The 24582-nt window shown below is 66.4% G+C and carries 18 protein-coding genes and 1 tRNA gene; 3 read left to right on the forward strand and 16 right to left on the reverse strand.

Features of this window, described 5'->3' with window-relative positions; translation table 11 throughout:
* Positions 1-242 precede the first annotated feature (242 nt).
* Positions 243-1895 carry an MDR family MFS transporter gene (locus tag AC1C2R_RS19140; protein WP_495380944.1) on the forward strand — a complete coding sequence of 551 codons (1653 nt, stop codon included), beginning with the start codon at positions 243-245 and terminating at the stop codon, positions 1893-1895.
* A gap of 147 nt (positions 1896-2042) precedes the next feature.
* Here the strand turns inward: AC1C2R_RS19140 and AC1C2R_RS19145 are convergent, their stop codons facing one another.
* From AC1C2R_RS19145 to AC1C2R_RS19205, 13 genes are all read right to left on the reverse strand, one after another.
* Complete coding sequence (locus AC1C2R_RS19145) at positions 2043-3746, reverse strand: protein kinase domain-containing protein (protein WP_495380945.1); 1704 nt, start codon at positions 3744-3746, stop codon at positions 2043-2045.
* 3 nt (positions 3747-3749) lie between these two features.
* A complete protein-coding gene (locus AC1C2R_RS19150; protein WP_495354406.1) occupies positions 3750-4523 on the reverse strand; it encodes a phosphate ABC transporter ATP-binding protein in 774 nt (257 codons plus the stop codon).
* Positions 4524-4823: 300 nt separating this feature from the next.
* The gene (locus AC1C2R_RS19155) at positions 4824-5663 is read right to left on the reverse strand and encodes a sortase (RefSeq protein WP_495380946.1); all 840 of its coding nucleotides are present in this window, start codon (positions 5661-5663) and stop codon (positions 4824-4826) included.
* Positions 5664-5926: 263 nt separating this feature from the next.
* Positions 5927-6664, reverse strand: coding sequence for a hypothetical protein (locus tag AC1C2R_RS19160; RefSeq protein WP_495380947.1), 738 nt, complete (start codon positions 6662-6664; stop codon positions 5927-5929).
* Between the two features lie 2 nt (positions 6665-6666).
* Positions 6667-7830 (reverse strand): hypothetical protein, encoded by a 1164-nt coding sequence (locus AC1C2R_RS19165; protein ID WP_495380948.1) that lies wholly within the window; start codon positions 7828-7830, stop codon positions 6667-6669.
* 94 nt (positions 7831-7924) lie between these two features.
* Complete coding sequence (locus AC1C2R_RS19170; RefSeq protein ID WP_495353510.1) at positions 7925-9253, reverse strand: Ig-like domain-containing protein; 1329 nt, start codon at positions 9251-9253, stop codon at positions 7925-7927.
* Between the two features lie 149 nt (positions 9254-9402).
* Entirely contained in the window at positions 9403-10614 is a 1212-nt protein-coding gene (locus AC1C2R_RS19175; RefSeq protein ID WP_495380949.1) for a hypothetical protein, read from the reverse strand.
* 137 nt (positions 10615-10751) lie between these two features.
* Complete coding sequence (locus AC1C2R_RS19180; RefSeq protein WP_495380950.1) at positions 10752-13340, reverse strand: hypothetical protein; 2589 nt, start codon at positions 13338-13340, stop codon at positions 10752-10754.
* Positions 13341-13354: 14 nt separating this feature from the next.
* Positions 13355-14998, reverse strand: a complete 1644-nt coding sequence (locus AC1C2R_RS19185; RefSeq protein ID WP_495380951.1) for a phosphate ABC transporter substrate-binding protein PstS — start codon at positions 14996-14998, stop codon at positions 13355-13357.
* A complete protein-coding gene (pstA, locus tag AC1C2R_RS19190; protein ID WP_495380952.1) occupies positions 14995-16314 on the reverse strand; it encodes a phosphate ABC transporter permease PstA in 1320 nt (439 codons plus the stop codon). Before pstA ends, AC1C2R_RS19185 begins: the two co-directional genes overlap by 4 nt.
* Before the next feature lie 22 nt (positions 16315-16336).
* Positions 16337-17317 carry a phosphate ABC transporter permease subunit PstC gene (gene pstC / locus AC1C2R_RS19195; RefSeq protein WP_495353505.1) on the reverse strand — a complete coding sequence of 327 codons (981 nt, stop codon included), beginning with the start codon at positions 17315-17317 and terminating at the stop codon, positions 16337-16339.
* 231 nt (positions 17318-17548) lie between these two features.
* Positions 17549-18034: a hypothetical protein gene (locus AC1C2R_RS19200; protein WP_495380953.1), complete on the reverse strand. Its 486-nt coding sequence runs from the start codon at positions 18032-18034 to the stop codon at positions 17549-17551.
* Positions 18031-18711, reverse strand: coding sequence for an RNA polymerase sigma factor (locus AC1C2R_RS19205; RefSeq protein ID WP_495380954.1), 681 nt, complete (start codon positions 18709-18711; stop codon positions 18031-18033). The genes AC1C2R_RS19200 and AC1C2R_RS19205 overlap by 4 nt, the downstream gene beginning before the upstream one ends.
* Positions 18712-18788: 77 nt before the next feature.
* Here AC1C2R_RS19205 and AC1C2R_RS19210 point away from each other — a divergent pair, with 77 nt between their 5' ends.
* On the forward strand, positions 18789-19334 hold the full coding sequence (locus AC1C2R_RS19210; RefSeq protein ID WP_495380955.1) for a hypothetical protein: 546 nt from the start codon (positions 18789-18791) through the stop codon (positions 19332-19334).
* A gap of 48 nt (positions 19335-19382) precedes the next feature.
* On the opposite strand, the gene AC1C2R_RS19215 is transcribed toward AC1C2R_RS19210, so the two are convergent.
* Positions 19383-21587 carry a hypothetical protein gene (locus tag AC1C2R_RS19215; protein WP_495380956.1) on the reverse strand — a complete coding sequence of 735 codons (2205 nt, stop codon included), beginning with the start codon at positions 21585-21587 and terminating at the stop codon, positions 19383-19385.
* A 383-nt stretch (positions 21588-21970) separates the two neighbouring features.
* Positions 21971-22047: transfer RNA gene (locus AC1C2R_RS19220), tRNA-Met, on the reverse strand.
* Between the two features lie 252 nt (positions 22048-22299).
* On the opposite strand from AC1C2R_RS19220, the gene AC1C2R_RS19225 reads away from it, so the two are divergent.
* Entirely contained in the window at positions 22300-23673 is a 1374-nt protein-coding gene (locus AC1C2R_RS19225) for a glycoside hydrolase family 18 protein (protein WP_495380957.1), read from the forward strand.
* Positions 23674-23705: 32 nt separating this feature from the next.
* On the opposite strand, the gene AC1C2R_RS19230 is transcribed toward AC1C2R_RS19225, so the two are convergent.
* Positions 23706-24581: a class I SAM-dependent methyltransferase gene (locus tag AC1C2R_RS19230; protein ID WP_495380958.1), complete on the reverse strand. Its 876-nt coding sequence runs from the start codon at positions 24579-24581 to the stop codon at positions 23706-23708.
* Position 24582 lies beyond the last annotated feature (1 nt).

Consider the following 24582-nt stretch of genomic DNA (forward strand, 5'->3'; position numbering starts at 1 on the left):
GCGTCAATACAGAAGCCCGGTGTCGCCCTGGGGAGAGGCGTCAGCGAGAGGCATCAGCGACGGGCCTGATCGCACTTGTGAACGGCGTCGCCGCTCTCCGTGATGGACGTCCGTCACCTTCAGCGAGAAGCGTCGGTCACCTTCGGCGAGAAGGATGAGGGACCTCCGGTTCTTCGAGGAGGCTTCTGGGGTCTCGGTGAGACGATCCGTGTCCTTGAGTGACGAGTACTGGAGAAGGTCACATGAGTGATTTGCCCGCTTCGGCAACGCCGACTGCCGCTGCCGCCGACCACAAGAAGAGCATCTTGTTGGTTTTCGCGGGACTGATGCTGACGATGCTGCTCGCGTCCCTCGATCAAACCATCTTCAGCACCGCGTTGCCGACCATCGTCGGTGATCTGGACGCTGCCGACGAGATGGGCTGGATCATCACGATCTACCTGCTCACCTCGACGATCGTGCTCCCGATTTACGGAAAACTCGGTGATCTTGTCGGTCGCAAAGGCATCTTCATCACCGCGATTTCGATCTTCGTCATCGGCTCGACCATCGGCGGATTCGCTCCCGACATGACCTGGTTGATCATTGGTCGCGGTGTGCAGGGCCTCGGTGGCGGCGGGTTGATGATTCTGTCTCAAGCGATCATCGCCGACGTGGTGCCCGCCAGAGAACGCGGCCGGTATATGGGAATCATGGGCGGCGTCTTCGCGGTGTCCTCGGTAGCGGGTCCATTGCTGGGCGGCTGGTTCACCGACGTCATCGGCTGGCGGTGGTGCCTCTGGATCAACATCCCCCTGGGCATCCTCGCGATCATCGCAGCCGTGGCCTTCCTTCACCTGCCGAAGCACAGCACCACCGGGTTGCGGCTTGACGTATTCGGAGTGGCGCTCCTCGCGCTCGCCTCGACCGGACTCGTGCTGATCAGCACGTGGGGTGGGACAACCTACGATTGGGACTCCCTCATTATCATCGGTCTGATCATCGGAACAGTTCTCGCCGCGGGTGCCTTCGTCCTCGTCGAACGACGCACTGCGGAACCGATCATGCCTCTCGAACTGTTCCGGAGGCGCAACTTCAATCTGAGCACCAGCGCAGGTCTCTTGATCGGCGTCGCCATGTTCGGCACCCTCGCATACACGCCGACCTACCTGCAGATGGTGACTGGCGCCAGCGCAACACAGGCGGGACTACTGATGGTCCCGATGATGGCTTCGTTGCTCGTCTCCTCGGTCGCTTCCGGACAGATCGTGAGCAGAACCGGCCGCTACAAGTGGGCGCCGATAGCCGGGACGCTCGTGACTGCTGTGGGCCTGTATCTGCTTTCGACGATGTCGTCGACGACGGAGGTATGGGTGACCTGCGCATATCTGAGTGTCATGGGCTTGGGCTTGGGCATGTGCATGCAGAACCTGATACTCGTCGTCCAGAACACGTTCCCGAACGCCGTTGTCGGTACGGCGACAGCGACCAACAACTACTTCCGTCAGATCGGTTCGTCGCTGGGCGCTGCCATTGTCGGCACCGTGTTCACGTCACGGCTCGCGACCCTTCTGGCGGAACGATTGCCATCAGACGAATCAGCAGCCGCCGGCTCGAGCAACGCATTCACACCTGAGTCGGTAAAAGAGTTGCCTGCGTCGATCCGCGACATCATCGTCGGTGCGTACAGCGACGCCCTCACACCCGTGTTCTTCGCCATGGTTCCACTGATGCTCGTCGCGGCCATCATTGTTTCGTTCCTCCGCGAGGACCCACTGAAAACGACGTTGGACCATGGCGACGTGATGTCAGGCAGCCTGGAGATCGACGGAGCGAGCGCCGCGGCACTGAGCACCGCATCGCTGGCGATCATCAGTCAGGAGCAGATCGACTCCCAGCGGGCGCAAAAACAGTAGCCGCCAGACGGGGACCAGCCGACTCGTTGGTTACTGGAGTTGACCGTGTTCTTCCCCCTTCCCCTCGGCCCTGAATCCGTCCCGTGCCGCCTCCGTATGGACGAAGGACCTTCCCGAGCCCACCGCGCTGTGCGAACCCTCGTCGGTTCATCGGTCATCGCTCGCAGCTCCTGACGCGTCCGAGGTCGGTGTCGGAGTCGGTACCGCTGTCGGGGGCGGTTCGGCGAGAGTGAGGCTGACTGCGATGCCGACTCTCAGCACGGCACCGGACGCGGGCCGGCTGCCCGTCACAACGGCGGCGGCCGGCGTCGCTGCAGGCGAGACGACGGTGAAGCCTGCGGATTCGAGGAGCGCGGTGGCGGTCGCGGCATCGAGCCCGGCGACGTGCGGCACTGTGTTGGTCCCGTTGGCGACGGTGACGGCCACGCCGGAGCCGGGCGGGATGGTCGACCCGGCGCCGGGGTGTTGCGACAGCACTCTGTCGGCCGCCTCTGCGGAATCGATGCGGGTAACCGGGCCGAGCGTGAGCCCAGCTTCGCGCAGCGCGCGCTCCGCCTCGACCAGTGATCCGAACAGTGTCGGCACCGGCAGGTCGACGATCGGAGCGACCACTGGCGCCGGCGAGGGCGTTGAGGTCGGCTCGGGAGCGGATGTCTCGCTGGGTAGTGCCGTTGCTGCCGGCGCAGGCGGTCGGTCGTTGTCGCCGGCCGAGCTCCGGGTCACGACGCCCCATGCGACTGAGCCGCCGATCAACACCATCGTCGCGATGGCCACGAGGAGTCCGACACCGGACGTGCGAATCGGTATCGCGGCACCAGTGGGGCCCATTTGCGGGACATCCAAGTAGTCGGTGGGTGTCGTGCCGCCGCGCGGCAGCAACAGTGTCGCGCCAGTGACCGTCTGCGGCTCGTCCGGCACCCTCGGATCGCTGGGTATGCTCGCCGCTGCCTCAATGAGGGCGACGCGGAACTCCTCGGCATTCCGGTACCGTCGCACTGGCGTTTTGTTCATCGCGGTGGTCACGACCCGGTCCAGCGCACGGGGCACGTCGGCGATCGCCGACGGCACCGGTGGTGGGGCGCTCGCCTGGGCTTGGAGCACTTGACGCGTCGTCGTGCGCGGGTATGGTGGCCGCCCGGTGAGGAGGAAGTACAGCACCGCGCCGGTCTGGTAGATGTCCCCCGCTACCCGAACCGGCTTGCCGAGAGCTTGCTCGGGCGACATGTATTGCGCGTTGCCGATGACGCCCGCTTCGTCGGTCTCGTCGGCGCCGAGGAGGACGTCACTGCCGAGCGTCGGTCGCCCGGTGACGTCGGCGAGGCCGAAGTCAACGAGACGAACCTGCGACACTGTCACGTTGTCGTCGCCCTTGTTGGCCTCGAGCAGCACGTTCGCCGGCGACACATCCCGATGCACGAGACCATCCGCGTGTGCGGCGGCCAGGGCGGCGAGGACTCCTGAGATTACGGTGACCGCGACGAGCGGATGCATCGGACCACGCGTCGCGACCCACTCGGCCGCGCTCAGCCCGCGCACGAGATCGAACGCGATCCAACCCATTGTCACCCCGCCGGCATCGTGCAGGCCATGGTCCCGCACGGAGACGATGTTCGGGTGGGCGAGTGATTGCGCCGCTTGGGCCTCGCGGAAGAATGCTCCCCGAGTACGGTCGTCGACCGACAGGTGCGGATGAAGGATCTTCACGGCGACCGACGCCGACGCTGAGCCGCTCGGCGTCAGGTCTTCGGCCTCGAACACCGAGGCTGAGCCGCCGACACCGAGCAGCTCGCCGAGCCGGTATCGACCGCCGAGCAGCTCCCCGGGGTATCCAGGGGTTGACGTGTCGCTCATCGTTCAGCCAAACCGCCCGTTGACGTAGTCGAAGGTTCGCTCGTCCTGAGGTTCGGAGAACATCGCGTCGGTGTCGCCGTGCTCGACGATCACGCCTGGTGTGCCCTGCGATGCGAGGAAGAACGCGCATTGCTGCGATACCCGCTGCGCCTGTTGCATGTTGTGGGTGACGATCACGATCGTCACCTCCTTCTGCAGCTCCGTCATGGTCTCTTCGATCACGCGCGTCGAGGTGGGGTCGAGCGCCGAACAGGGCTCATCCATGAGCAGCACCTTCGGGGTGACCGCGAGTGATCTCGCGATGCACAAGCGCTGCTGCTGGCCACCGGAGAGGCCACCGCCCGGCTGGCGAAGCCGATCCTTCACCTCTTTCCAGAGTCCAGCCGAGATGAGGCTGCGTTCGACGAGTTCGTCCTTCTCGTCGCGGGAGGCTTTGATGCCGGTGAGCTTGAGACCGGCGATGGTGTTGTCGTAGATCGACATCGCCGGGAACGGGTTGGGCTTCTGGAACACCATGCCGATGTGGCGTCGGGCGTCGGTGAGCTTGCGGCCGCGGTCGTAGATGTCGTCGCCGTCGAGGAGCACCTCGCCGGCGAGGGATGCGATGGGGATGAGTTCGTGCATTCGGTTCAGGATGCGCAAGAACGTGGACTTCCCGCATCCTGACGGCCCGATGAGTGCGGTCACCTGCCCGGCGGGCATGGAGAGTGAGACCCTGTCGAGCACTTTGTGGTCGCCGAACCAGGCAGACACGTCACGGGCTTCGAGGTTTGACAGCGTAGGCGCGGTTCCGGCAGACGCCGTTCGGCGATCGACCGTCTCGAAGGATCTCTCCGGCGACTTCGGCGACGCGGTGGCGTTGTCTGCACCGCGTCCGCCGAACATGCGGCGCTTCGGCGTCTGCAGCACGCTCGTCACGTCGGGTGCGGACGCGGCAGAGACAGGCGTGTGCACGGTCGTGATGTCACCCAACTCGAAATCCGCCTTGCCGAGAGCAAGGTGCACGGTGGTGATGTCGTCGATTTCGGGCGCTGACTGGGGGTCGGTGTGCTGGGTCATGGTGTCCTCGGGGTGGGTTCAGAGCAGGTTGGGTAGGGCGTTCATCACGATGTCGGCAGTGGTCACGCCGAGTGCCAGCATGAGCGGCACGCCGACGAGCCAGGTCTGCCAGCGCCCCCACGTCTTCCACAGCCACCACAGGGTGATGCCTGCTGCGGCGAAGAAGACGAGCGAGAAGAATGCGATGAACCACGCGGTTCCGTCTTGTCCCATCGCTCGTTCCGGGGTCGGCAACGCCTGGTATGCCATCACTTTCGATGGTGTCGACTGGATGGTGGAGGTGAGTTGCGCGTCGACGTGCAGCGCCCCCGATGGAAACAGGGCGAGCCCATCGGCGGTGATCAGCTCGAGCCGCCCTTGTTTCGGCCGGAGTGGCTCTGGCATCGGGTCGCCGGCGCGGCGAAGCCCGAACACTTGATAGGTGTTCGTGCCCTGCCCGGTCGTGACGGAAATCTCATCGCCTGGCTCGAGTTGATTGAGTGATCCGAATGGTCCGCCGTATGTCGCCTGACGGCCCATGATCACGCTGGTCCCGGCCTGTCCGGGCATCACCGAGTCTCGGCGGTGCCCGGCGCCCGAGCGCAGCATCTCCGCGGTCGTGCCCTCGGTGATGACCTCGCTGATCCCGATCGCGGGGATCTGCATCAGCGCAACCGGGGTGCCGAGCGGGACCATCTGCTCATCGACGTTGAGCTGCCCGACCGGGGTTTCCGCCTTTGCGAGCGACGTGCGGAGCACTTGGTAGCCGACTTCCTGCGCCTTGTGGTGCTGGAACGTCGAGAACACAGCGACGTGTCCGACAAAGCCGAGGAACAGCAGCGACAGCGTCAAGATGACGGCGCCCACCCACCAGCGCATGTCACGTGGTGCGAGTTGCCGCGGCGCTGCCGCCGGCAACCGACCACGTGTCGGTGTGCCGCCTGGGGGTCTGGTGCCAGCTGGTGGTGAAGCCCGCTTCACGGGCCGCGGGATGCGTCGGAGCACTTCAGTGACCGCGGTCGTTGAGAATCCCGGGTTGCGGCGCGGTCGGTGGCCAGGGCGCATCTCGTCTGGCCGTCCCGGAGGGGCGAGCGCCTCGTCGGTTTCAGGGGGCCGGGTTTCGGTGGTCACGTCTGTGCTCATCAGCGTGCGCCTGCGAGCCGCGCAGGTTCAGGTTCGCGCATGACGCGGATGACCCGCCAGCCGAAGAACACGAGCCCTGCGAGCACGACGGCGCCGAGCACCCACCACGCCCACGGCGGAACGTTCTCGCCGGTGCTGCTCGCGGCACCCGCGGTCGTTCCGACGAGGATGTCGGCGATCGCGATCGCGTTACACCATCCGGTGAACTGCACTGTATGGGTGCCCGCAGTGGTCTTCTCGGCGACCGGGAACACTGCTTGCACCTGGCCGTTCGCGTCAGCGATGAATGTGCCGATCAGCGCCGGTTCGGCGAACAACACCAACTGCACCTGCTCACCTGCGCCGTACCCGGTCGCCGTCGCCGTGACCTGCTGGCCAGGAAGGTACAGGCTCTTGTCGGTCGTCGCCTTCTCGCCAGTGGTTGCCGCCTTCGTTGGAACGGCGGGCTCGGTTGGCGTGCAGTTGGCGGAGGTGGTGGCTGTGGGTGCACCGCCTTGCGTGTTCGCGGCCGGTCGGCCGGAGGATCCGTTGTTTGCGCTCCCGGAGTTCGCGCCCGGTGTCTGGGTGGTAGGCGGAGTGGGCTGTGTCGGGGGGTGGCTCGGGATCGTCACCGTGAATCCCGTCTCCTGGTCGGGGATTTCCTCGGCTGACGCGGGTGCCGTGCCGGCCGATGCGACGGTTGCGACCACGACGGCCGCGATGAGGCAGCGGATGGCCCCTGCTGTTCGTGATCGCATGCTCATCGCACTGGCTCGCTTTCCTTGGCGTGGTGGTTCTCCGCGGCGAGGGTATCGGCGCGGACCTGCTCGGCGTAGACGGCCAGCTCGGCCACGAGCCGGTGCCGCGACCGACGGCGCCACCAGACGCTCGCCCAGACCGCGCCCGCAATGACTGTGAGCAGCCCGAGCAGCGACCACGGGATCGCCCATGCGAGAGTCGAGGCGGTCACCGGTGCGGGTGCGACATCGGTAGCCGCAACGCCGTCAGCGGCCGCGGGGATCACCGTGAGGTCGGCGAAGAGGAGGAAGATGGGCGGCACGCCGGGGAACTCGGCGGTGACGTGGGTGGTGCCGCCGGGGACGAGGTTCTTGATTGGCGGCAGGGTGACGGTGCCGAGATCGATGCCGAACGGCCCGGTCAGGCGTGCGCTGGGCGTGGCGGAGAGGCGCATGTTGCCGGAGTTGGCGAGGTCGAACCCGATACGGCCGGTGCCAGCGCCGATCGGGTTCCAGGCTCCGTCGTAGCCCGACACCGTGCCCCTGATGTCGAGCGCGGGCGTCAGCGGCCCGTCGACGCGGAGGTAGATGCGCGTGCCGACGCGTTGCGACACATTCACAGTCGAGCCAGCGCCATCGACGGCGGTGGAGCGGAATGATGCGACGATGCCGCCGGCGTGGTCGCCCGGCGTAGCGTCGTGGGGAACGGTGATCGTGAACGGCAGGTCCACCCGGCTGCCGGGCTCCAACGTGATGTCGGTGCCGAGCGCCGCAGTACATGCCGCTTCGGCGTCGTCGTCGGTGTCGGCGCAGACCGATGCGCCTGAGTCGATGCTCGCCCAAGCTCCGGCGTCGACGGATGCCTCGTCGGCACCGATCAGTGTGAACGCTCCGGTTTCGTAGTCGGTCGCGGCATCCGCACCTTGCACGCGGAACGTCGCCGGTTGGGTCGAGAAGTTCGACACCGACACCCAGTCGCTGATCGTGGTGCCTGGCGCGACGTGAAAGTCGAATTCTGTGCGCCCGTCGGGGCCGTCGGGTGAGGAGGGTTGCACACTCCAGGTGACCTCGCTCCCTTCTTCGGCGTGTGCAGGGGCGGGGGTGAAAGCCATGGCGAGGGTCGCCAACGAGAGCGCGGCGATCATCGTGAGCCGGCCTGGTGGGAAGGCGGCGGTGCGAGCGGTCAACTTCGTGTCTTCCGTGAGTGTTGCGAATGGATCGTGACGGTAGGCCGGGGTTCCGCGGTGGATCCAGTGGAACCCCGGCTCTGCCGGTGCCGGCTCAGATCAGGGTGATCGTGAGCGTTGACGTGTAGTTGCCGGCGGCGGAGTCGGCCGGGGCCTTCAGGGTGATTCCGGCCTTGACCGTGGTGTCGGCGACGGTCGCGCCGGCAACCGCCTGCGCGAGCGACTTCTGCGACGAGAGGCCCCCGTTCGTGCCCGCAACGACCTCGGCGCCTGCCGTGCCGCCGTTCGCCGCGGCAGCGCCGATGAGCTCGGGTTTCCAGCCGAGGCTGGAGGCGGCGATCTTCTTCGTGTCGTCGGCGGTGTTCACGAACTCGCTCACCGAACCGTTCAGTGCCCACTCGGTGCGAACTTCACGGTTGTCGGACACCTTTGCTTGCTCGAGCGTGCCCGTTGCCACGTACGACGTGCCTTCGAGAGTCGCCGCGCTGAGCGCGACCGCTCCGGGGGTGATCGTGAACTTCAGCCCGGTTGCCGACGCGGGGATCGTGACCGTGATGTCGGTGTCCTGCGGCGGCTGCGGCTCGGCGACGGTGTTGACGGTCGCCACGCCCGACTCGGAGCCGTTGTGGGCGTTGTCGCCGGCGTAGACCGCCTTATAGCTGTACGTCGTACCGGCTGTGAGGCCGGTCACGGTCGTCGAAGCCGACCCGCCGGTGATGGCGCCGGTGCCGACTTCGGCGCCCGTGGCAGTGTTCACGAACGACACCGACCCGGTCGCTGCGGCCGACGAAACAGTCGCGGTGAGGGTGACGGAGCCGTCATTGCCAGCGGTCGGGGTGAGCGCGGTCGTGGTGTCGACCTTCTCGACGGGCTCCGTCTGGGCCTGGATCTTCCACGTCTCTGTCGCGGCGTCCACGGTGATCATCGTCTTGAAGTACATCGACTGATCGTTCACGCCGACACCGTTCGCGAGGCGCATGCGGTCACAGGTGACGACGAGCGGGAAGGTACCGGTGCCGGCGGCGTTGAAGAGCCCGATCGCGGCGGCTTCGCTGTGGAACGCATAAACCCCAGTGAGAGCGATCGTGGGCCCGGTCGTCTCCGGGTTCAGCCCCGTCGCCTGAGGGAAGCCGTTCTCGCGGCGTCCTGCCGCATGGAGATGGGTGCTTGCATCCTTGATGATGAATGTTCTTGAAGTGGCGTAGTAGAACTCTGGGCAGACTTGCGCCACGTTCAGCTGTGTGGGGGGCGTTTCGAACGTTCCCTCGGAAGGAGTGAAGATCGGCTCGACCGGTACGCCGTCGTTCAGGATCTGATTGCCGGGGATCAGATCGGCGGCGTGGGCCGCCGTTCCGCCGCCGACGGTGAGGATGCTCGCGAGGGTGACCGAGGCGAGCGCGGCAGCGATGAAGCGGATGCTCAATCTGGGCCGTTGGAGGGATGCAGGGGCTTGGGGAACGACGTGCATGAGGATCGGCTCTCTCTTCAGGTGGCTGAGGTCGGGTGCGTGGGCGGGCCGCGAGTGAGTGCGGTCCCGCCCACGCCGCTCATTGGGAACGAGCGATGGTGCGGTTAGGGGAAGGTGATGCTGCCACGGAGGTTCGTGGTCTGGCCGGCCTGGTACGAGACACCGTCGATGGTCTTCGCGGTGGTCAGCGAACCGAAGCCGAAGTCCTCGATCACGAGCTGGGTGCTCGCGCCGGGACGGTCAACCGTGTATGCGGTGGCCGAGACGCCCTGGAACACGTTGCTCAGTGTGGTGTTGGTCGCCAGTTCGGCGTACTTGACCACGGTGAACACGGGGCGGATCACAGGGAAGTCCGTGGTGTTGAGCTTGAGCTCGCCGCCGCCGGCGGCGAACGGCGACTTTCCGCCGATCGAGCCGAGCGCGGTCACACCATGGAGTCGGTTGCTCACCGTCACGCCGTACGCGGCACCGAGCGTTCCGGCCTTCGACTGCGCAATGTACTGCGCGATCGAGAACGGGACGATCGCCTTGTCGTTCGCAGCCAGGGCGGCTCCGTCGTGCTCCTGCACGCCGACGGTCGATCCACCCTGTACGAACGAGTCGCTCACGATCGATCCGTACGCGAGGCCGCCGAGCACCTTGGTCTGCCAGAACGACAGCGTGCCCGAACCCGCCTGCGGCTTGAACGGGACGATCTGCACGCCCGGGGTGGTGGCCGTGCCGACCAGGTACGACAAGCCACCGTGGGTGAGGGTGACCGGCGCGTTCGCCCGGTAGATCGCCTGGAGGCTCAGCTGGCCGGCGGGAGCGGTGAGCGGGATGTCGGTCGGGACGGCGCCATTCTCGTTGTAGCCGTAGCTGACGCCGTCGATGCCGAGCGGGATCCACGCGTAGTCGCCAGTGTTGTCGAGCACGCCGGGCCGGCTCGAGGAGCGCGAGAACTGGAGGTCTGCATCGGTCAGGGCGGCAGACGACGTTCCGCGTGGGCTCGTGAGAACCTGTGCGTTCTTCGCCGCGAAGAGTGCCTTGTTGCCCTCGGTGGAGCCGTTCGGGCGGGGAATCTCGACGCCGGTCGCGGAGGTCTGGATGAAGTTCCCTGCACCCGACGGGATCGTTGCGTCATATGAGGCGACGGTGCCGCCTCCGATGGCCGCGGCGATGCCGTTGTTGACGTCTTGTGTGGTGTCGGACCCGGAGCCCGAGATCACGCCGAACCCGGAAGCCGGGTCGGCGTTCGCGGCGGTGCCGGTGAAGGCGACAGCCCCAACGGTGAGTGCGGTGATCGCGGCGAGCGACCAGTTGCGGTTCAGTTTCATTTCAGCTTTGCTTTCTGCTATCGTCTCCGCTTGGTTGTCCTTGTGGACTCCGGCCCCTCATCGCGCTCTTACCTGTGATGGGGGGCTTCCCTTTGCGGTCTGGAGACGGCGACCGCACAGGTGGTCTTTGCCCGGGCTCAGTCGGTCGGTTTTCGTCGCAGGAAGAACGGGGAAGCGGCGAGGCCGCCGAGGCCGGCGAGCAGGGTTGTGCCGAGCGCTCCCTGCAGCGGCGTGATCGCCGTGGCGGTGGTCGCGGCGACGCGTCCGGCGTCGGCGTTGACGGCAGTCTGCGTCGCGCCGTTCTCAGCGGCGCCTGCTGCCTTCGGTGCACCGTTCGCAGCGCCGGACTGGCTCGGGACGGTGGTGGTCACGGTGGGTGAGCTCGCCGGGTCGACGAGGAGCCGGTCGGCGAGGGCGGATGCCGACGCGCGTTGCTCCGCGGTCAGGGGCGCATATCCAGCGGGCAGGAGACCTCGACTCGAGCCCGCGACCTGCCCGTTGTCTGCGGCGTAGCGCAGCAGATTCGCATATTCGGTGCGTGCTTCCCGGTCGGGGCCGAGGGCGTTCAGGTCGACCGCGGCGTAGATAGTGCTGGTGAGTGGGTAGGCGTCAGTTGCGAGCTTGTCGAATTGCATAGCGGTGACTCCGTCTACTCCGGGCGTCAGCCCGGAGGTGAGCGCGGATTCCATGGCGGCGGTGGTCGGGTTCACGAACACTTCCGGCCGATTGGGCAACTGCAGTGCCGCGGTACCCAGCCCCATGCGGGCCGCGCTGGCGGCGTCGACCGGGCCGAGGGCGAGGCGAGGGATACCCTCCGGTACCGGGGGGTTCGGGGCGAACGCGCCGGGCTTTCCTCCAGTGACTTTGTGTGGATCCCAGTCGAAGGTCTGTTTCGACTCGACCCGGAACACTCGTTTCGCGACTTCACTCAGGCTCTGGGCGTACGGCAGGAGGGTCAGCGAGTCGACTTGCTTGCCGTCGTACAGATTCGCCGCAGTCTCGGCATCGGGCGAGAGGTTCTGGTCGGCGCGGGGGACGATGTCGATCGGGTCTTTCGCGAGGTCGTAGGGAAGACCGCCGCCGAGGGCTCGCGCGTCAGTCGATGGAAGGTAGTAGGGGTTGATGGTCTGCCCCCACGGGTCTGGCTCTCCTTGCAGCCAGCGGCGTGCCTCGTCGTCGGCTTGGATCCACTGCCACAGCTGACGGATTCCGTCGTCCCCGGTCGGACCCATTACGATGAGCCCGCTGTCACTCAAGTAACCGCTCATCAAGTCGAAACGCGCCGGGTTTCCGAGGGCCTGCCATTCCGGGTCGTTCGCGATGCTGAAAGGCGCCCGGTTGACGTAGTCGATATCGGGCCAGTGGTTGCCGGCATGGGGGATGTGCTGTCGATACTGCTGGGTCAGGATCTTCGCCATGAGGCGCGGAGACAGTCTCACACCGTCGGTGTACCGAGCCACCGCTCCTGAGTCATCGGTCAGGACCGAGGCGTTGTACGCGATGACGAGCCCGGAGTTCAGCATCGGTGCGTAGGCCAGGTCCGCCTGCGAGAGAGCTGCGACCGCTTCGGCTCCGACGGTCTGCTCGGTGACCGGCAGCGCGCTCAGAGCCATGCCCGCCTGACCTGTGACGAGTTGGGAGCGGGTCAAGCTGCCGGAGCCGGTCGTGAGGTTGTATCGCGCCGGGCTCTCGCCGGTGCAGAGCGCCGATTGCCAGGAGCTGAGGGCTCCGGCGGTGAGTTCGGAACCCACGACCCTTCGCTCGGGCGCGCCGGACGCGCACTCGACGTAGGCCGGAGCGAAGTCCAGCGGCACGACCACCCGGTGATCCCAGTATGAGCATTCGGGCGAGATCGGCGACCCGGCCTGGACATCTTGGAAGGAGCCAGGCAGCGCGTCCGCCCAGGGATGGCACTGTTCGCCGGCCCGGCCGCCGAAGTGCTCTCCTCGCGGGACGACGACGAGCCAGCAACGGTCACCGGCAGCCGAGCTCGGGTCACCGCACCCGAGGTGCGGTGACGAGGCTGCGGACTGGACCTCGAACGCTGCACTGCCGGCGCCGCGTGCGTCGGCCCGCACGATCGGCAGTTCGTTGGTCGACGACGGGGTGAAGAACGTGGCCAGACCATCTCGCGTTTCGGTGTTCCCGCCGGGCGTCGGTATCTCCACCGGTTGGGTCACTTCGCCCCACACGCTCCGAAACTGCCGGAACCCGCTCGCGTTCGTCGCGCCTCGCGTGGCGACATCGAAGCCCGCCCCGACGGTGGCCCACCGTTCTGCCGCGCTGACGAACCCTGAATAGGGCGAGTTCACTCCGAATTGGCAGGTCTCCGCGAAGTCAGCTGCTGCCGGGTCCGCACCCCAGCACTGCATGAGCTGTACGAAGTTCCGCGCCCCGAGTTGGAACGGCATCACCGTTTGCTTCAGCCCCGTGAACGAGACCTCGACAGCCTGGTCCTGCAGGTTCTCGGTCTGTGAAACGGTGACAGTGAAGTCGCGGAAGTCCTCGACGAACGCGTCGGCGAGACCGTCGCGGCTCGGTTGGTACTGCGCGGCGCGGCTGTCGTCGGCGCGCCATTTCACGGTGAGCGAGGAGTCATCCGGCGCCGCGGCGGCCTCTGATGCCGTCGCGAGCGCACCGCCGCCACCGATGGTGATCGTCAAGAAGAGTGCGAGGATCGTGCCGGCGCGGCGTGTCCGTCGCGGGAGCGTGGCGCGGTTCGTCATCGTGGTTGTGCCTGTCAGTTCGTCGGGCTCGTAGGCGGGCCGCGGGTGGGGATGGGGAGGATCGTTCGACGTCGGCGTTTGCCGAGGATCGGTGGGATGGTGGCGAGTGCGAGCATCCCGGCTCCGGCTCCGAGCATTGAGGCGGCCGGCAGCCATCCGGTGGCGCCAACCGGTAGCGATTGCGGTGTCGCATTCACCAAGATCGGTGAGGCATCCGCGTCGATGGTCGAACCGTCCCCGTTGCCGGTCTCCGCGGCGGTCTCACCGTCCGCCCCCGATTGCGGTCCGTCCGTGCCCACTGTTTCGTTCGCTGAAGTTCCAGACTCGGTGGGGGTGTCCTTCGCACCACCGGTTCCGGTTGCGCACTGCGTGGGGCCTTGACGGTCGCAGTCCTGTGGGTACGGTGCTTCGTTCGCGAGTTTGTTCGATCCGTCGGGCGAGAACGTCGGGTTGTTGCAGTCGGTGATGCCCTTGATCGCGGGGTTGCCGCCGGGGATCTTCTGAATCTGCGTCTGCCCGGCCTGCACGAGGTTGATCGGCAGCGGCGAATACCCGAGGGTTTCCGCTTGCTGCTGTCCCTCGCAGAGGAAGTACGACCCGAAGTCCGCGAGGGTCAGACCCTTGTTCTCGGTGAACTGCGACTCGAGCGCGGTCGGCAGGATGATGTAGCTGTAGCTCGACAGCGGGTACGTTCGCGGGTCACCGGAGGTGTAGACCCCGCTGAGGTTTTGGGTGAGGTAGTCGGGGGATGCGGTGTCTTCGTTGATGCGGGCGCTCAGGAGTCCGACGGCGACATTCTGGGCAGTGGGTTCGCTGTAGTAGCCAGCATTGTTGAGGACTTTCGCGACGGGGTAGCCGGCGTTCAGCGCATAGGAGTACTCCACGAACGTGATCGCGCCGACCGCGTGCGGCAGGGCGACATATCCGGCGACGCCGTTCGAGCCCGCCTTCGCGACGAAGCCGCTGCCAGGCACCACTGGGTAGTTGCTCGTGACGCCGCAATGCCCGTTGACGAGCGGACGACCCACAGCCGGGCAGTACGCGTCCCACACCGCCGTGTGCTGCTCTCGAAGCCAGATCGAGACCTGCGCTGTCGCGCCGGAACCGTCTGAACGCACCACGGGAACGATGGGGATCGATGGGAGCGCGAGCGCAGGGTTGTCGGCTTTGATCTGCGCGTCGTCCCATCGGGTGATGACCCCGGTGAAGATCTTCGCGACCGTGTCACCCGAGAGGCGCAGGTTGGTGACCCGTCGTCCGCCGATCTCCAGGTTGTACATGAATGCGGTTCCGCCGGCGACGATCGGCATGTACGCGAACTGGCGGGTCGGGCGGATATCGGCTTCGTTGCTGTTCGCGATCTGGTATGGGATCTCGCTGACACCGAAGTCGGCGGTGCCGTTGGCGAAGTCGTTGCGGCCCTGGGTGGAGCCCGACTCTGAGTAGTCGATCTTCCACTGGTAGTTCGACCAGACATTGCGTATCCATTGTTGAAGGGCGTTGGCCGACCAGGTCGAACCGCTCCCGACGACGGGCGCGTGCACAGTGCCCACGGCTTCGGCCCTCGGGGTTGCCCCGATCGTGAGGCTGCCGGTCGTGACGAGCACCACGCCGAGCACCGCGACGACTGTGCGGGCGACATTCCAGCGGCGGCTCATCGGGCGCCCCCGTCGATCACGGCGCCGCCGGCGGCATCCGCTGGTCTCGAATCGCTCGACCGTCGGAAGCCCATGCCGCCGTAACCGGCCGTCTCGATCGTCGAGGCGGCATCGCGCGCCGCGAACCGCGCGGCATCCCGCTTCGACGCCACCTTCGCTCGGGCGAGCCCACGCGATGACAGCACACCGGCGCCACGGCCGCCGAGGATCCGAGCGAGGAGGAACAACACGAACACGAGCACCATGAGCACCGCAGCCGCACCGAACCCGCGAGCGATCTGGGTGTCTTCAGGTGACTTCACGAGCGTGAACGTCGCGAACGGCAGGCTCACCATCGGCCCCGAGAAGGGGTTGAAGTTGAAGTAGGTGGTGTAACCGGCTGTGAGCAGGATCGGGCTGGTCTCGCCGATGCCTCGCGCGGTGCCGAGGATGATCGCGGTCATCAACCCCGATTTGCTCGTCGGCAGGATGACGTGCCAGATGGTGCGCCACTGGCTCGTGCCCATCGCGAGCGACGCCTCTTTCAGGGTGCCGGGCACGAGGCGCAGCACGACGTCGGCGCTGCGGATGATGATCGGCAGGATCATGATCGTGATCGCGAGTGAGGCCGCGAAACCCGACTTGTCGAGGCCGAACATCAACACGTAGGTGGCGTAGATGAACAAGCCGCAGACGATCGAAGGCAGCGCGGTCATCGCCTCGACGACGGTGCGCACAACTCGGCTGAACGGGCCAGGGAACTCGGCGAGGAACACCGCGCAGAGCAGGCCAAGCGGAATCGAGATCGCGAGCGCGAACGCGATCATGATGAGCGTGCCGACGGCGGCGTGCAGCATGCCGCCGACCGTCAGCGGGTCGAGTGGGCCGGCGAGCGAGAGGTCCTGCACCCAGAAGTTCCAATTGAGGAACGCCTCGGAGCCGCGGGCGAGGGTGAACGCAACAACGACGGCCAGCGCGAGCAGCAGCACAACGGCGAGGGAGTGCACGAGCACCGACATGACCCGGTCCACGATCGTGACCCGGTTGTCGTCGAAGCTGATGAGCACCACGAAGTACCCGACGAACAGCAGGTAGCTGATCAGCACGAACGCCAGCGGCCCTTCGAACGGCGCGATCTGCGTGAACAGCCAAGCTGTAGTAGCGACGCCGGCGACGGCGGCACCCACGACGCGGAGGATGTCGGTGCGATGGATGCGCGAGAGGTCGCGGCGCGACTCGGACCTCGTCTGGTGCGTCTGCCGTTCGCGCACGGGTAGCTGCGTGCGGCGCTCCGCACCCGTGACGCGCGGCCTGGTGGTGGGGTCGGTGAGTGTCATGTTCCTCGTCCTTGATGCGGCGTCAGCTTGATGCGCCCGAGCGGGACCGGGCGATGATGATGCCGGCGATGAAGTTCACGATCATCGTGATGATGAAGAGCACGAGCCCGGCTGCCATCAGCGCGGAGAGTTCGAACGGACTCGCCTCGCCGTAGCGAAGGGCGATGAGCGAGGAGATCGAGTTGGTGCCGGTCTGGAGGATGTGCGGCTGGATGACGAACACCGGCGAGATCACGAGGTACACCGCGATCGTCTCGCCGAGTGCGCGCCCGAGGCCGAGCATCGTGCCGCCGATCATGCCGCCGAGCCCGAATGGGTAGACGACCGAGCGGATCATCCCCCATTTTGTGGAGCCGAGCGCGAGGGCGCCTTCTCGCTCGCCGGCGGGCGCCTGCGCAAACACCTCGCGCATGATCGATCCTGCGATCGGGGCGACCATCATCGCCACGACGAGGCCGGCAAGGAATGCACTCGCGGTGAAGACCGTGGGTGTGGCGAGCGGGTCGCTGGGGTCGAAGCCGGTGACGGCGAAGATCGGGATCCATCCGAAGTACGTCGAGATCCACTCTGCGACGGGGAGGATTGCACCTTCCAGCCAGAACATGCCCCAGAGGCCGTACACGACCGAGGGGATTGCGGCCATCAGGTCGACGATGCCGGTGAGGAGCCGCTTCAGTGCGCCGGGCGCGTACTCGGAGATGTACGTGGCGGAGGCTACCGCGAGCGGCAGCGCGACTGTGATCGCTGTGAGGGCGATCGTCACCGTGCCGAACAACACGGCGGCGATGCCGAAGCGCCCGGAGTTCGGTTCCCACGCCTCCGTCGTCAGGAATGACGTACCGGCTGACCCGATCGCCTCGGCGCCTCGGATCAGAAGGAACAGCCCGACGAGGGTCATGATGGCGAGAACCAGTACGCCGCCCCCGTGCGCGGTCACCCGGAACAGGTTGTCCGAGAGTCCGCGTACCGCCTTGAGCGGTCGGGGCTGGTCGGTGAGCGTCATCGTGATATCGCAGCTTTCGTTCCGAGCGTCGAAGGGCCGAAGTCTCCGGTGATCCCCGGCGAAGTTTGCAGGCCCCGTGCGTGCATGTTCGAGTCTGTCGATCCGGTGCGGCTCGATGAACTGCTGAAGCCGGAACAGTCAAGGTCACTCAGTGGAGCGTTCAGTGAACTCTTCGGCGAGGGGTAAGGTCTGCGATTTCTCGAACATGGCGGGCACGGCCACGCCCGCCGATCACTCCGCTACGGGTGTCGGGGGGCGCAATCCGATGGCGGCGCAGAGGTCGCCATCGGTCTCGGCGATGCCTGGAGTGCTTCGAGGGAACGCCGCGAGCGATCGGTCTGGGCGCATGCAGAGCACGAGCTCGGGTGCCTGCTCATGCGGAGCGCCGTCGACGAGGCCGCGCTCCCACATGTCTTCGCACATCGCGAGAGCGATCGCTTCGCGATGCTCGAGCGGGTCACTGTTCGAGCGAGCAGCTCCGGCGTGCGCGGAGTCGAGGTCGGCCTCGGCGTAGCAGTCGACCCAGCGCTCCTGCACCTCGCCGGGAGCGAGCACGATCCAGGCGACCAGCCCGAGCGAGATGACGCCGGCACCGGCCACTGCCGCGATCGCCTGGGTTCGGCGGCGGCGGCGGCGGCGGCGGGCACGGATGTGTCCGGTCAGCCATTGCTCCATATCGGCCCGACGCCCCGGGCTCAGGCGGGGTTCACCGGTCATCGTGTTCCCCCGAAAAGGACTCGCAGGCGCTTGCGAACACGGTTGAGGCGTTTGCCGACTGAAGCGACCGAGAGTTCGAGTTGCGCGGCAACCTCGTCGTAGCTTCGACCCTCGACGATCAGGCCATGGTAGACCTGCTGATCGAGGAACGGCATCTCGGCGATCTCATCCTCCACTTTCATCAGCAGCTCACGATCGGCGGCGCGCTGCAGCGATCGTGTTTCGAGAATGCTAGCCCCGTGCTCATCGAGGCTTTCCGCGACCGGCCGCCGGCGCAGCGCCCGCCGCCGATTCGCGACCAGGTTGCGGCACGTCACCAACAGCCAGGCTTCCGCCGAACCGGAGACGAGACGCACTCGCGCCGCCTTGTCCCACGCGGTGGCGAACACTTGCTGCGCGATCTGCTGGGCCTCGTCTTGATCGGTGAATTCATCGAGCGCGGCGGCGAAGACACGCTCTGCATGCCGGTGGTAGAAGACCGCGAAGGCGCGGTCGTCGCCTCGAGACGCCCGCAGGAGCAACTCGCCGTCACTTCGATCACCCTGCTCGCTCATCAAGCGCCGAGTGTAGTGTCTGCGACGACTCCTGCAGACACTCCGAGTGACATCACGACATCGCCCTTTTGTGCCTCGATACGGATTCCTTACCCCGGCACGAGATGGCCCGAAAGAGGTCATATTCGCTACCGTTTCTTCGCCGAAGCGTCGTTCGCCAGATGTTGTCACGCCGACGCGGCGGGCGGTTGACTGTCGCCGTGAAGATCACCCGCTTCGAAATCGGTCAACTTGCCGCGCTCGCCATCGTCGCGTCAGGCACCTTGACGTTGCTTCCGACGACAGCAGCTGCGGCAACTGAGTCCAGCGAGTCGTGCTGGTACAACGTTGACACCGGCGAAATCGGCTGCTTCGACGCCTCTCTCGACCCGCACGAGCAGATCGAGCTCGCGACCGGAGCACAGCTCGTTGCAGTTCCCACCGAGCCAGACGCCGGGCGACTGAGCGAAGAGCCTTCGACCATCGCCGAGGTATACCTGCTCGTGACCGTGTGGGACACCACAAGCTACGCCGGCCAGAGCATGAGCTATTACACCTCGAACGCGAACATCTGCGCCGGTGTCGCTCACGGATTCGCGGACCTGCTCAGCTGGAACGACCGCATCGCATCGCTGCAGTCCTACAACGGCTGCGTCACTTGGCTGTACGACGACTTCGGCACGTTGGGGCTCGAGTACGGCCCCGTGTCCTCGAGCACCGACCTCGGCACATTCGAATACCAGGCACGATCGATGTACATCGAGTGAGTCAACGCCCCAGGCGCAACGACGATCTGGATGCTGAGCTCAGCGATCTCACTCTTCGTGGTCAGAGCCGGCGATATCGAGCACTACCCCAGCGATTCGCACCCTGAGGATGGCCTCGCCCGACGCAAAGGCCTCGCGTGTTCGGCAGTACCCATCTGCAGTCTCCACCTGACCGGCCGCCCCTGATTTGCCAAGACAGAACACCCGCGCAGACTGACCACCGTTGTCAGGAAGGGTGTCCCACGTCCACTCGCCGCGCTCCTCTAAGTACGCGAGTCCGTGGAGGGTGAAATCGAGCGAAGGTCCGGGTGCGGAATGCTCCGTCCATGGCCCGCAAACTGCATCGGTACCCCACACCGTGCACGCACGGAGCCGCAACCGCACCGGCACACCGAACGGTCCTCCGGTGAGCTCGCGTGGCACCGCGGCACCGCTGAATGCCACGGGCTCACCAACTGACTCGCGCTCCGCATCAAGCTGTTGCAGCTCGTATCGGGCAGCGCCGCCAGCAGGCTCGATACGGTACTCGTTACGGGTGCCAACCCACGCCATGGTGCCGCCGGCATCGCTCACGGCCGACGGCACCGGATCAGGCTGCACCGTCACCGCCTCGCTCCTGGCGCAGGCGGTCGCCGTGTATCCCCAGACGACAATACGGTAGCCTCCCTCCGGCGGCGGCGCTCCCCCGAAAATGGCCGTCTGAGCGCGGCCGACATCGAGCACTTCGCCGCCGGGCGGCGTGACCGCACCCGTCGAGGCGACGTAGCACACGGCCGGCTCCTCACCGGGAGCCAGCCGCTGCGCAAAGTAGCCGAGCACGGGCGCGCCTCCGCCGAAGGCCGACCAGTCGAGTGAGATCGTTCCAGACGCCGGATCCGGCACGACTCGGACGTCACTCGGCTGCAGCGGTTCGCTCTTCGGTCCCGAGGGGAGCGCGCTCGTAGGCAGCGACCCCGGCACCGGAGCATCGCCCACAAGCGGAGCCTGCGCATCGGGCGGAGTCGTCACCCGTGGAGGCGCCTGCCGCAGCGGTGGATCGTCGGGCTCACCTGCGCTTGGCACGCCCGGCTCCACCGCAAGCGCATCATGGTTGCTAACGCCGAGTATGCCGCGCCACGTCACCGGCACGACTCCGTCTTCGGTGACGTTCCACACCTCGCCGGATGCTGGGTCGTTGAGCAGGAAGGCTCCTCCGTTCGAGCGAAACACCGGTGCCACACCGCCTGGACCACCGTCACCCGCGTTCTCGCCAGTAGCGCGTCTCGAAACCGCCGCAACGGTGGTACCCGATCTGGCCTCGCCACGCAGTCCAACGCCGGCCTCCGCGCACCGCCGCCATTCGTTCCCGTCACTCCATGCGGCGAAACCGCACCCATCGACCAGCAGTGGTTCCGCGGGATCACCGCTTCCTCGGGCGAGCACCCGAACGTCACCCGTCTCGGCGATCTCGAGGAGCTGTGAGGAGGTAGCGACGAGAACATGTCCGGCGCTTGCGGCACCGGCATCACTCCCGACCGCCACCTGCTGAAGCACGACTTCGGCATCGGAACTGACCACTCGACTGAGATCGACGACCCTATCCGGCAGAATGAGTCGCCTGGTCCCAGGGTCGAGCACAGCCCAGCCAGCGGATGTCGCGGACACCTGCACCGGCACGGAGCCAGATCCTCGAAATGGACCAAACCCGCCGACCCGTTCGGAACGAACTGCACCGACCCGGTACACCGACCCATCTCGAGGCGAGGCGACAATCAGGTCGCCCGCGGCATCGACCACCATCGCAGCACCCGCGCCGAACTCGAACGAAGGCGGTGACGATCGATCAAACGACGACAGCCCGTCAGCTGGCGTGAGCCACAACCGTCCCGTACTCGGCGCGAGCAGGGCGATCCTCTCCGCGTCGGCGCCGTGGTCACCTTCCGGAGCTGGGATCAGTGCCACTTCCGCCGCCGTCGATGGCAGCCAAACGGCATCGCCGAACTCGAGTGTCGCCGGGTCGAGCGGCATGATCGACCCGATCTCACGATCAATCACCAGCACAGAAGTCGGTGATTGCGCGACGTCGATCTTCGCAGCGTCCAACAGAACCGCCGCATCGAACTCACTTGTCAACGTATTCACGCGCCCGATCGCGCCGTCAGCATCATTTGTCGCCCACACATACACCTGGGCCGCGGTGAAACGTGCGCTCCCGGTCTCGTGAGGTGCGACCAAGGCGACACCGACGACGAGCACCACCAACGCGGCGCTCACCGCAGCCGCCACCCGATTCGCGATACGCCTACCTCGCCCCGGTGTGGCCATTCGGAACTCATCTCACTCGCCGGATCCCAGCCTGACAATCACGCCACTCGAGGGGGCCGTGGTGTGCACGGCGATACTGTAGCCGACCAATGCGAGCAGCAAGGGTGTTCGTGAAGAAGTGCGGATGATCGATTCACGGTCCGGCCGGCGTCGCATCCGAGCGTGAGCGTACGAGGCGAGCGACTGCCGCTCGAGGAACTGATCCACCCCGGGCCCGTCGTGACTTCACAAAAAAATCCGGCGCAGCTTGGCGCTGCGCCGGATTTGTGCCGAGTCAGTCATTCTTCATTCCCTTTGTAGGGATCAAGAAATCGAATCTGACCGGGACTTGTTGGTTGCGGGGGCAGGATTTGAACCTACGACCTCTGGGTTATGAGCCCAGCGAGCTACCGAACTGCTCCACCCCGCGGCACAAGAATTGACTCTAGCACGGCGCAGAGGAGCCGTCCAATCGAGGGCGTACCCGACCCCGAATGCCTCCGGCGCATCCGATTCCCGACCGTGACGATTGCTGCTCGGCGCGCAGAAACTCGTTCGCACTTTCTTTGTTAGGACTCTTTCCAAATGCGCCGGGCGTTGGTACTGTCACCGCAACAGTTCGCATTCAGCCGTCCCGGCCATCGGGATCGGCATGGCCCGACAACGATCGATGAGGATTCACATGTCACCACGCCATCTGTTCCGTGGAGCGGCTATCACCGCCGCCGCCACCGCCCTCCTCGCCGCTTCTGCGGTCTCCCCCGCCCTCGCCCATGGAAATGGCAACGGCCACGGCCACGGCCATGGCCATTCCAACTCCGCCGGCCCCACCGACGTCAACGGGTACCGCTCGGTCGGCTACCTCATGTCGGACACTCCGGTCACTCGCGACTACCAGATCGAAGACCTCCTGCGCACGGGAGCCATCGAGGACGTCACCCACATCAACTACGCCTTCGGCAACGTGACGGCGAACCTCACGTGCGAGATCACCGGTGTTCCCGGCGAAGGCGACGCGCAGAACGACTACCTGCGACTCGTCTCGGCCGACGACTCGGTCGACGGCAAGAAGGACAAGTCGAACAAGCACCAGCGCCTGGCAGGCAACTTCAACCAGCTGCGGAAGCTCAAGGAGGAGAGCCCCGACACCAAGGTGCTCATCTCGCTGGGCGGCTGGACCTGGTCCGACAACTTCTCGGCCGCAGCCTCGACACCCGCGGGCCGGGCCGAACTCGTCTCCTCGTGCATCGACGTGTACCTCAAGGGAAACCTCCCGCGGGTCGGCTCGCTCGGCGGCCCCGGCGCCGCGGCGGGGATCTTCGACGGCATCGACGTCGACTGGGAATGGCCGGTCAACGGCGGCGAGACCGCGAACGCCAAGCCCGAAGACCGGGAGAACTTCCTGGCCCTCATGGAGGAATTCCGCGCACAGCTCGACGCCTACGGCGCAGAGACCGGCGAGGAGTACCTGCTGACCGCCTTCGCCCCGGCCGGCGGCTGGAACACGAACGCCGGCGGCTGGACCGACCCCCGGCTCTTCGCCGTCATCGACTGGCTGAACGTGCAGGGCTACGACTACGCGGGCGGCTGGACCGGCACGACCGGCCATCAGGGCAATCTGCACCCCGACGGCGACCACAACTGGGGTCTCGCGATCGACAACGCCGTCGGCCTGTACACGGCCGCCGGCGCCCGACCCGACCAGCTGAATGTGGGCCTGGCCGCCTACGGCCAAGGCTGGACCGGGGTCACCGTCGGCGACTCGGCGTGGCAGGCGACCACAGGTTCCCTCGGCACGAGGCCGTACTACGAGATCCGCGACGTCGGCGAGGGCTACTTCGACCCCGCCCTCGGCGCTTCATGGCGATTCGATGCGGCCACCGGCGAGTGGTGGAGCCTCGACGACCCGAAGTCCGTCACCGCGAAGGCCGAATGGATCGCGAGCCAGGGCTTCGGCGGCGCCATGTGGTGGGATCTCTCGGGCGACTACCGCAATGAGCTCGGCGACGCGCTGGGCGACGCACTCCGCGACGCAGACGAGGGCCCGCTCGACTGAGCTCGCGACGCGGTGGCCGCGACGGGCAGCACTCAGCTGCCGGTCGCGGCCGTCGGCGTCTGCGGCGCCGCCACGAGTTCGTACGAGAGCGGCAGCCACCGCTCGGCCGGCCAGCCGTACATGCCCTCGCCAAGGTCGACCGTGGCCGGGAACATGCGCCAGGGCACCCGATAGTGCTCCTGGAAGGAGTCGATGGCGAGGTAGGCATCGCGCAAGGCGGCGAAGACCTCACTGAGCGGATGCGTCCACTCCCACGTGCGCACATTGACGAGCGTGGCTTCGGGGTCGGCGTAGTCGCTCGGGTCTTCGAGCACGTCGGGTGCGTCGTTCGTGTACGGGTATGCGAAGGTCGGCAGACCGTCGCGCCCGCCTTCACCGTCGAACACCAATGCTGCGGGATGGCCCTCGGCGAAGTAGAACCGGCCGCCCGGCTTCAGGAACCACGACACGATGCGCGCCCACTCCGCGACATCCGGAAGCCAGCCGATGGTGCCCCAGGTCGCGAACACGAGGTCGAACGACTCAGGTTCGGGCAGCATGTGACGCGCGTCGTAGACGTTCGCCTCGATGAACCGCGCACGTTCCGAGAGGCCGAGCTCTTCGGCCATTCGGCGGGCCTCCGTGATCGCCGAAGGCGAGAAATCTATGCCGACGACGGTGGCACCGAGGTTTGCGAGCGAGAGCGTGTCGGAGCCGAAATGGCACTGCAGATGCAGCACCCGCACGCCCTCGAGCCCGTCGGGGTAGAGGCGCTCGATCGCCGCTCGCGTGATCGGGTCGAGTACTCCCCCGCCGTTGCGCAGCGGCTCCTGGTCGTAGAACTCCGACGCGACGTGCACGCCGACGCGTTCATCCCAGTTCGCGAGGTTGTCGTCGAGCCATTCGCCGCCCCGCAGGTCGACCCCCATG

It is taken from the genome of Agromyces sp. Y182 (assembly GCF_059445385.1).

Coding starts and splice junctions, on each gene's coding strand:
- AC1C2R_RS19140 (WP_495380944.1), top strand. CDS start 243: ATGAGTGATTTGCCCGCTTCGGCAACGCCGACTGCCGCTGCCGCCGAC.
- AC1C2R_RS19145 (WP_495380945.1), bottom strand. CDS start 3,746: ATGAGCGACACGTCAACCCCTGGATACCCCGGGGAGCTGCTCGGCGGT.
- AC1C2R_RS19155 (WP_495380946.1), bottom strand. CDS start 5,663: ATGCGCTGGTGGGTGGGCGCCGTCATCTTGACGCTGTCGCTGCTGTTC.
- AC1C2R_RS19160 (WP_495380947.1), bottom strand. CDS start 6,664: ATGCGATCACGAACAGCAGGGGCCATCCGCTGCCTCATCGCGGCCGTC.
- AC1C2R_RS19175 (WP_495380949.1), bottom strand. CDS start 10,614: ATGAAACTGAACCGCAACTGGTCGCTCGCCGCGATCACCGCACTCACC.
- AC1C2R_RS19180 (WP_495380950.1), bottom strand. CDS start 13,340: ATGACGAACCGCGCCACGCTCCCGCGACGGACACGCCGCGCCGGCACG.
- AC1C2R_RS19185 (WP_495380951.1), bottom strand. CDS start 14,998: ATGAGCCGCCGCTGGAATGTCGCCCGCACAGTCGTCGCGGTGCTCGGC.
- pstA (WP_495380952.1), bottom strand. CDS start 16,314: ATGACACTCACCGACCCCACCACCAGGCCGCGCGTCACGGGTGCGGAG.
- pstC (WP_495353505.1), bottom strand. CDS start 17,317: ATGACGCTCACCGACCAGCCCCGACCGCTCAAGGCGGTACGCGGACTC.
- AC1C2R_RS19200 (WP_495380953.1), bottom strand. CDS start 18,034: ATGACCGGTGAACCCCGCCTGAGCCCGGGGCGTCGGGCCGATATGGAG.
- AC1C2R_RS19205 (WP_495380954.1), bottom strand. CDS start 18,711: ATGACCTCTTTCGGGCCATCTCGTGCCGGGGTAAGGAATCCGTATCGA.
- AC1C2R_RS19225 (WP_495380957.1), top strand. CDS start 22,300: ATGTCACCACGCCATCTGTTCCGTGGAGCGGCTATCACCGCCGCCGCC.
- AC1C2R_RS19230 (WP_495380958.1), bottom strand. CDS start 24,581: ATGGGGGTCGACCTGCGGGGCGGCGAATGGCTCGACGACAACCTCGCG.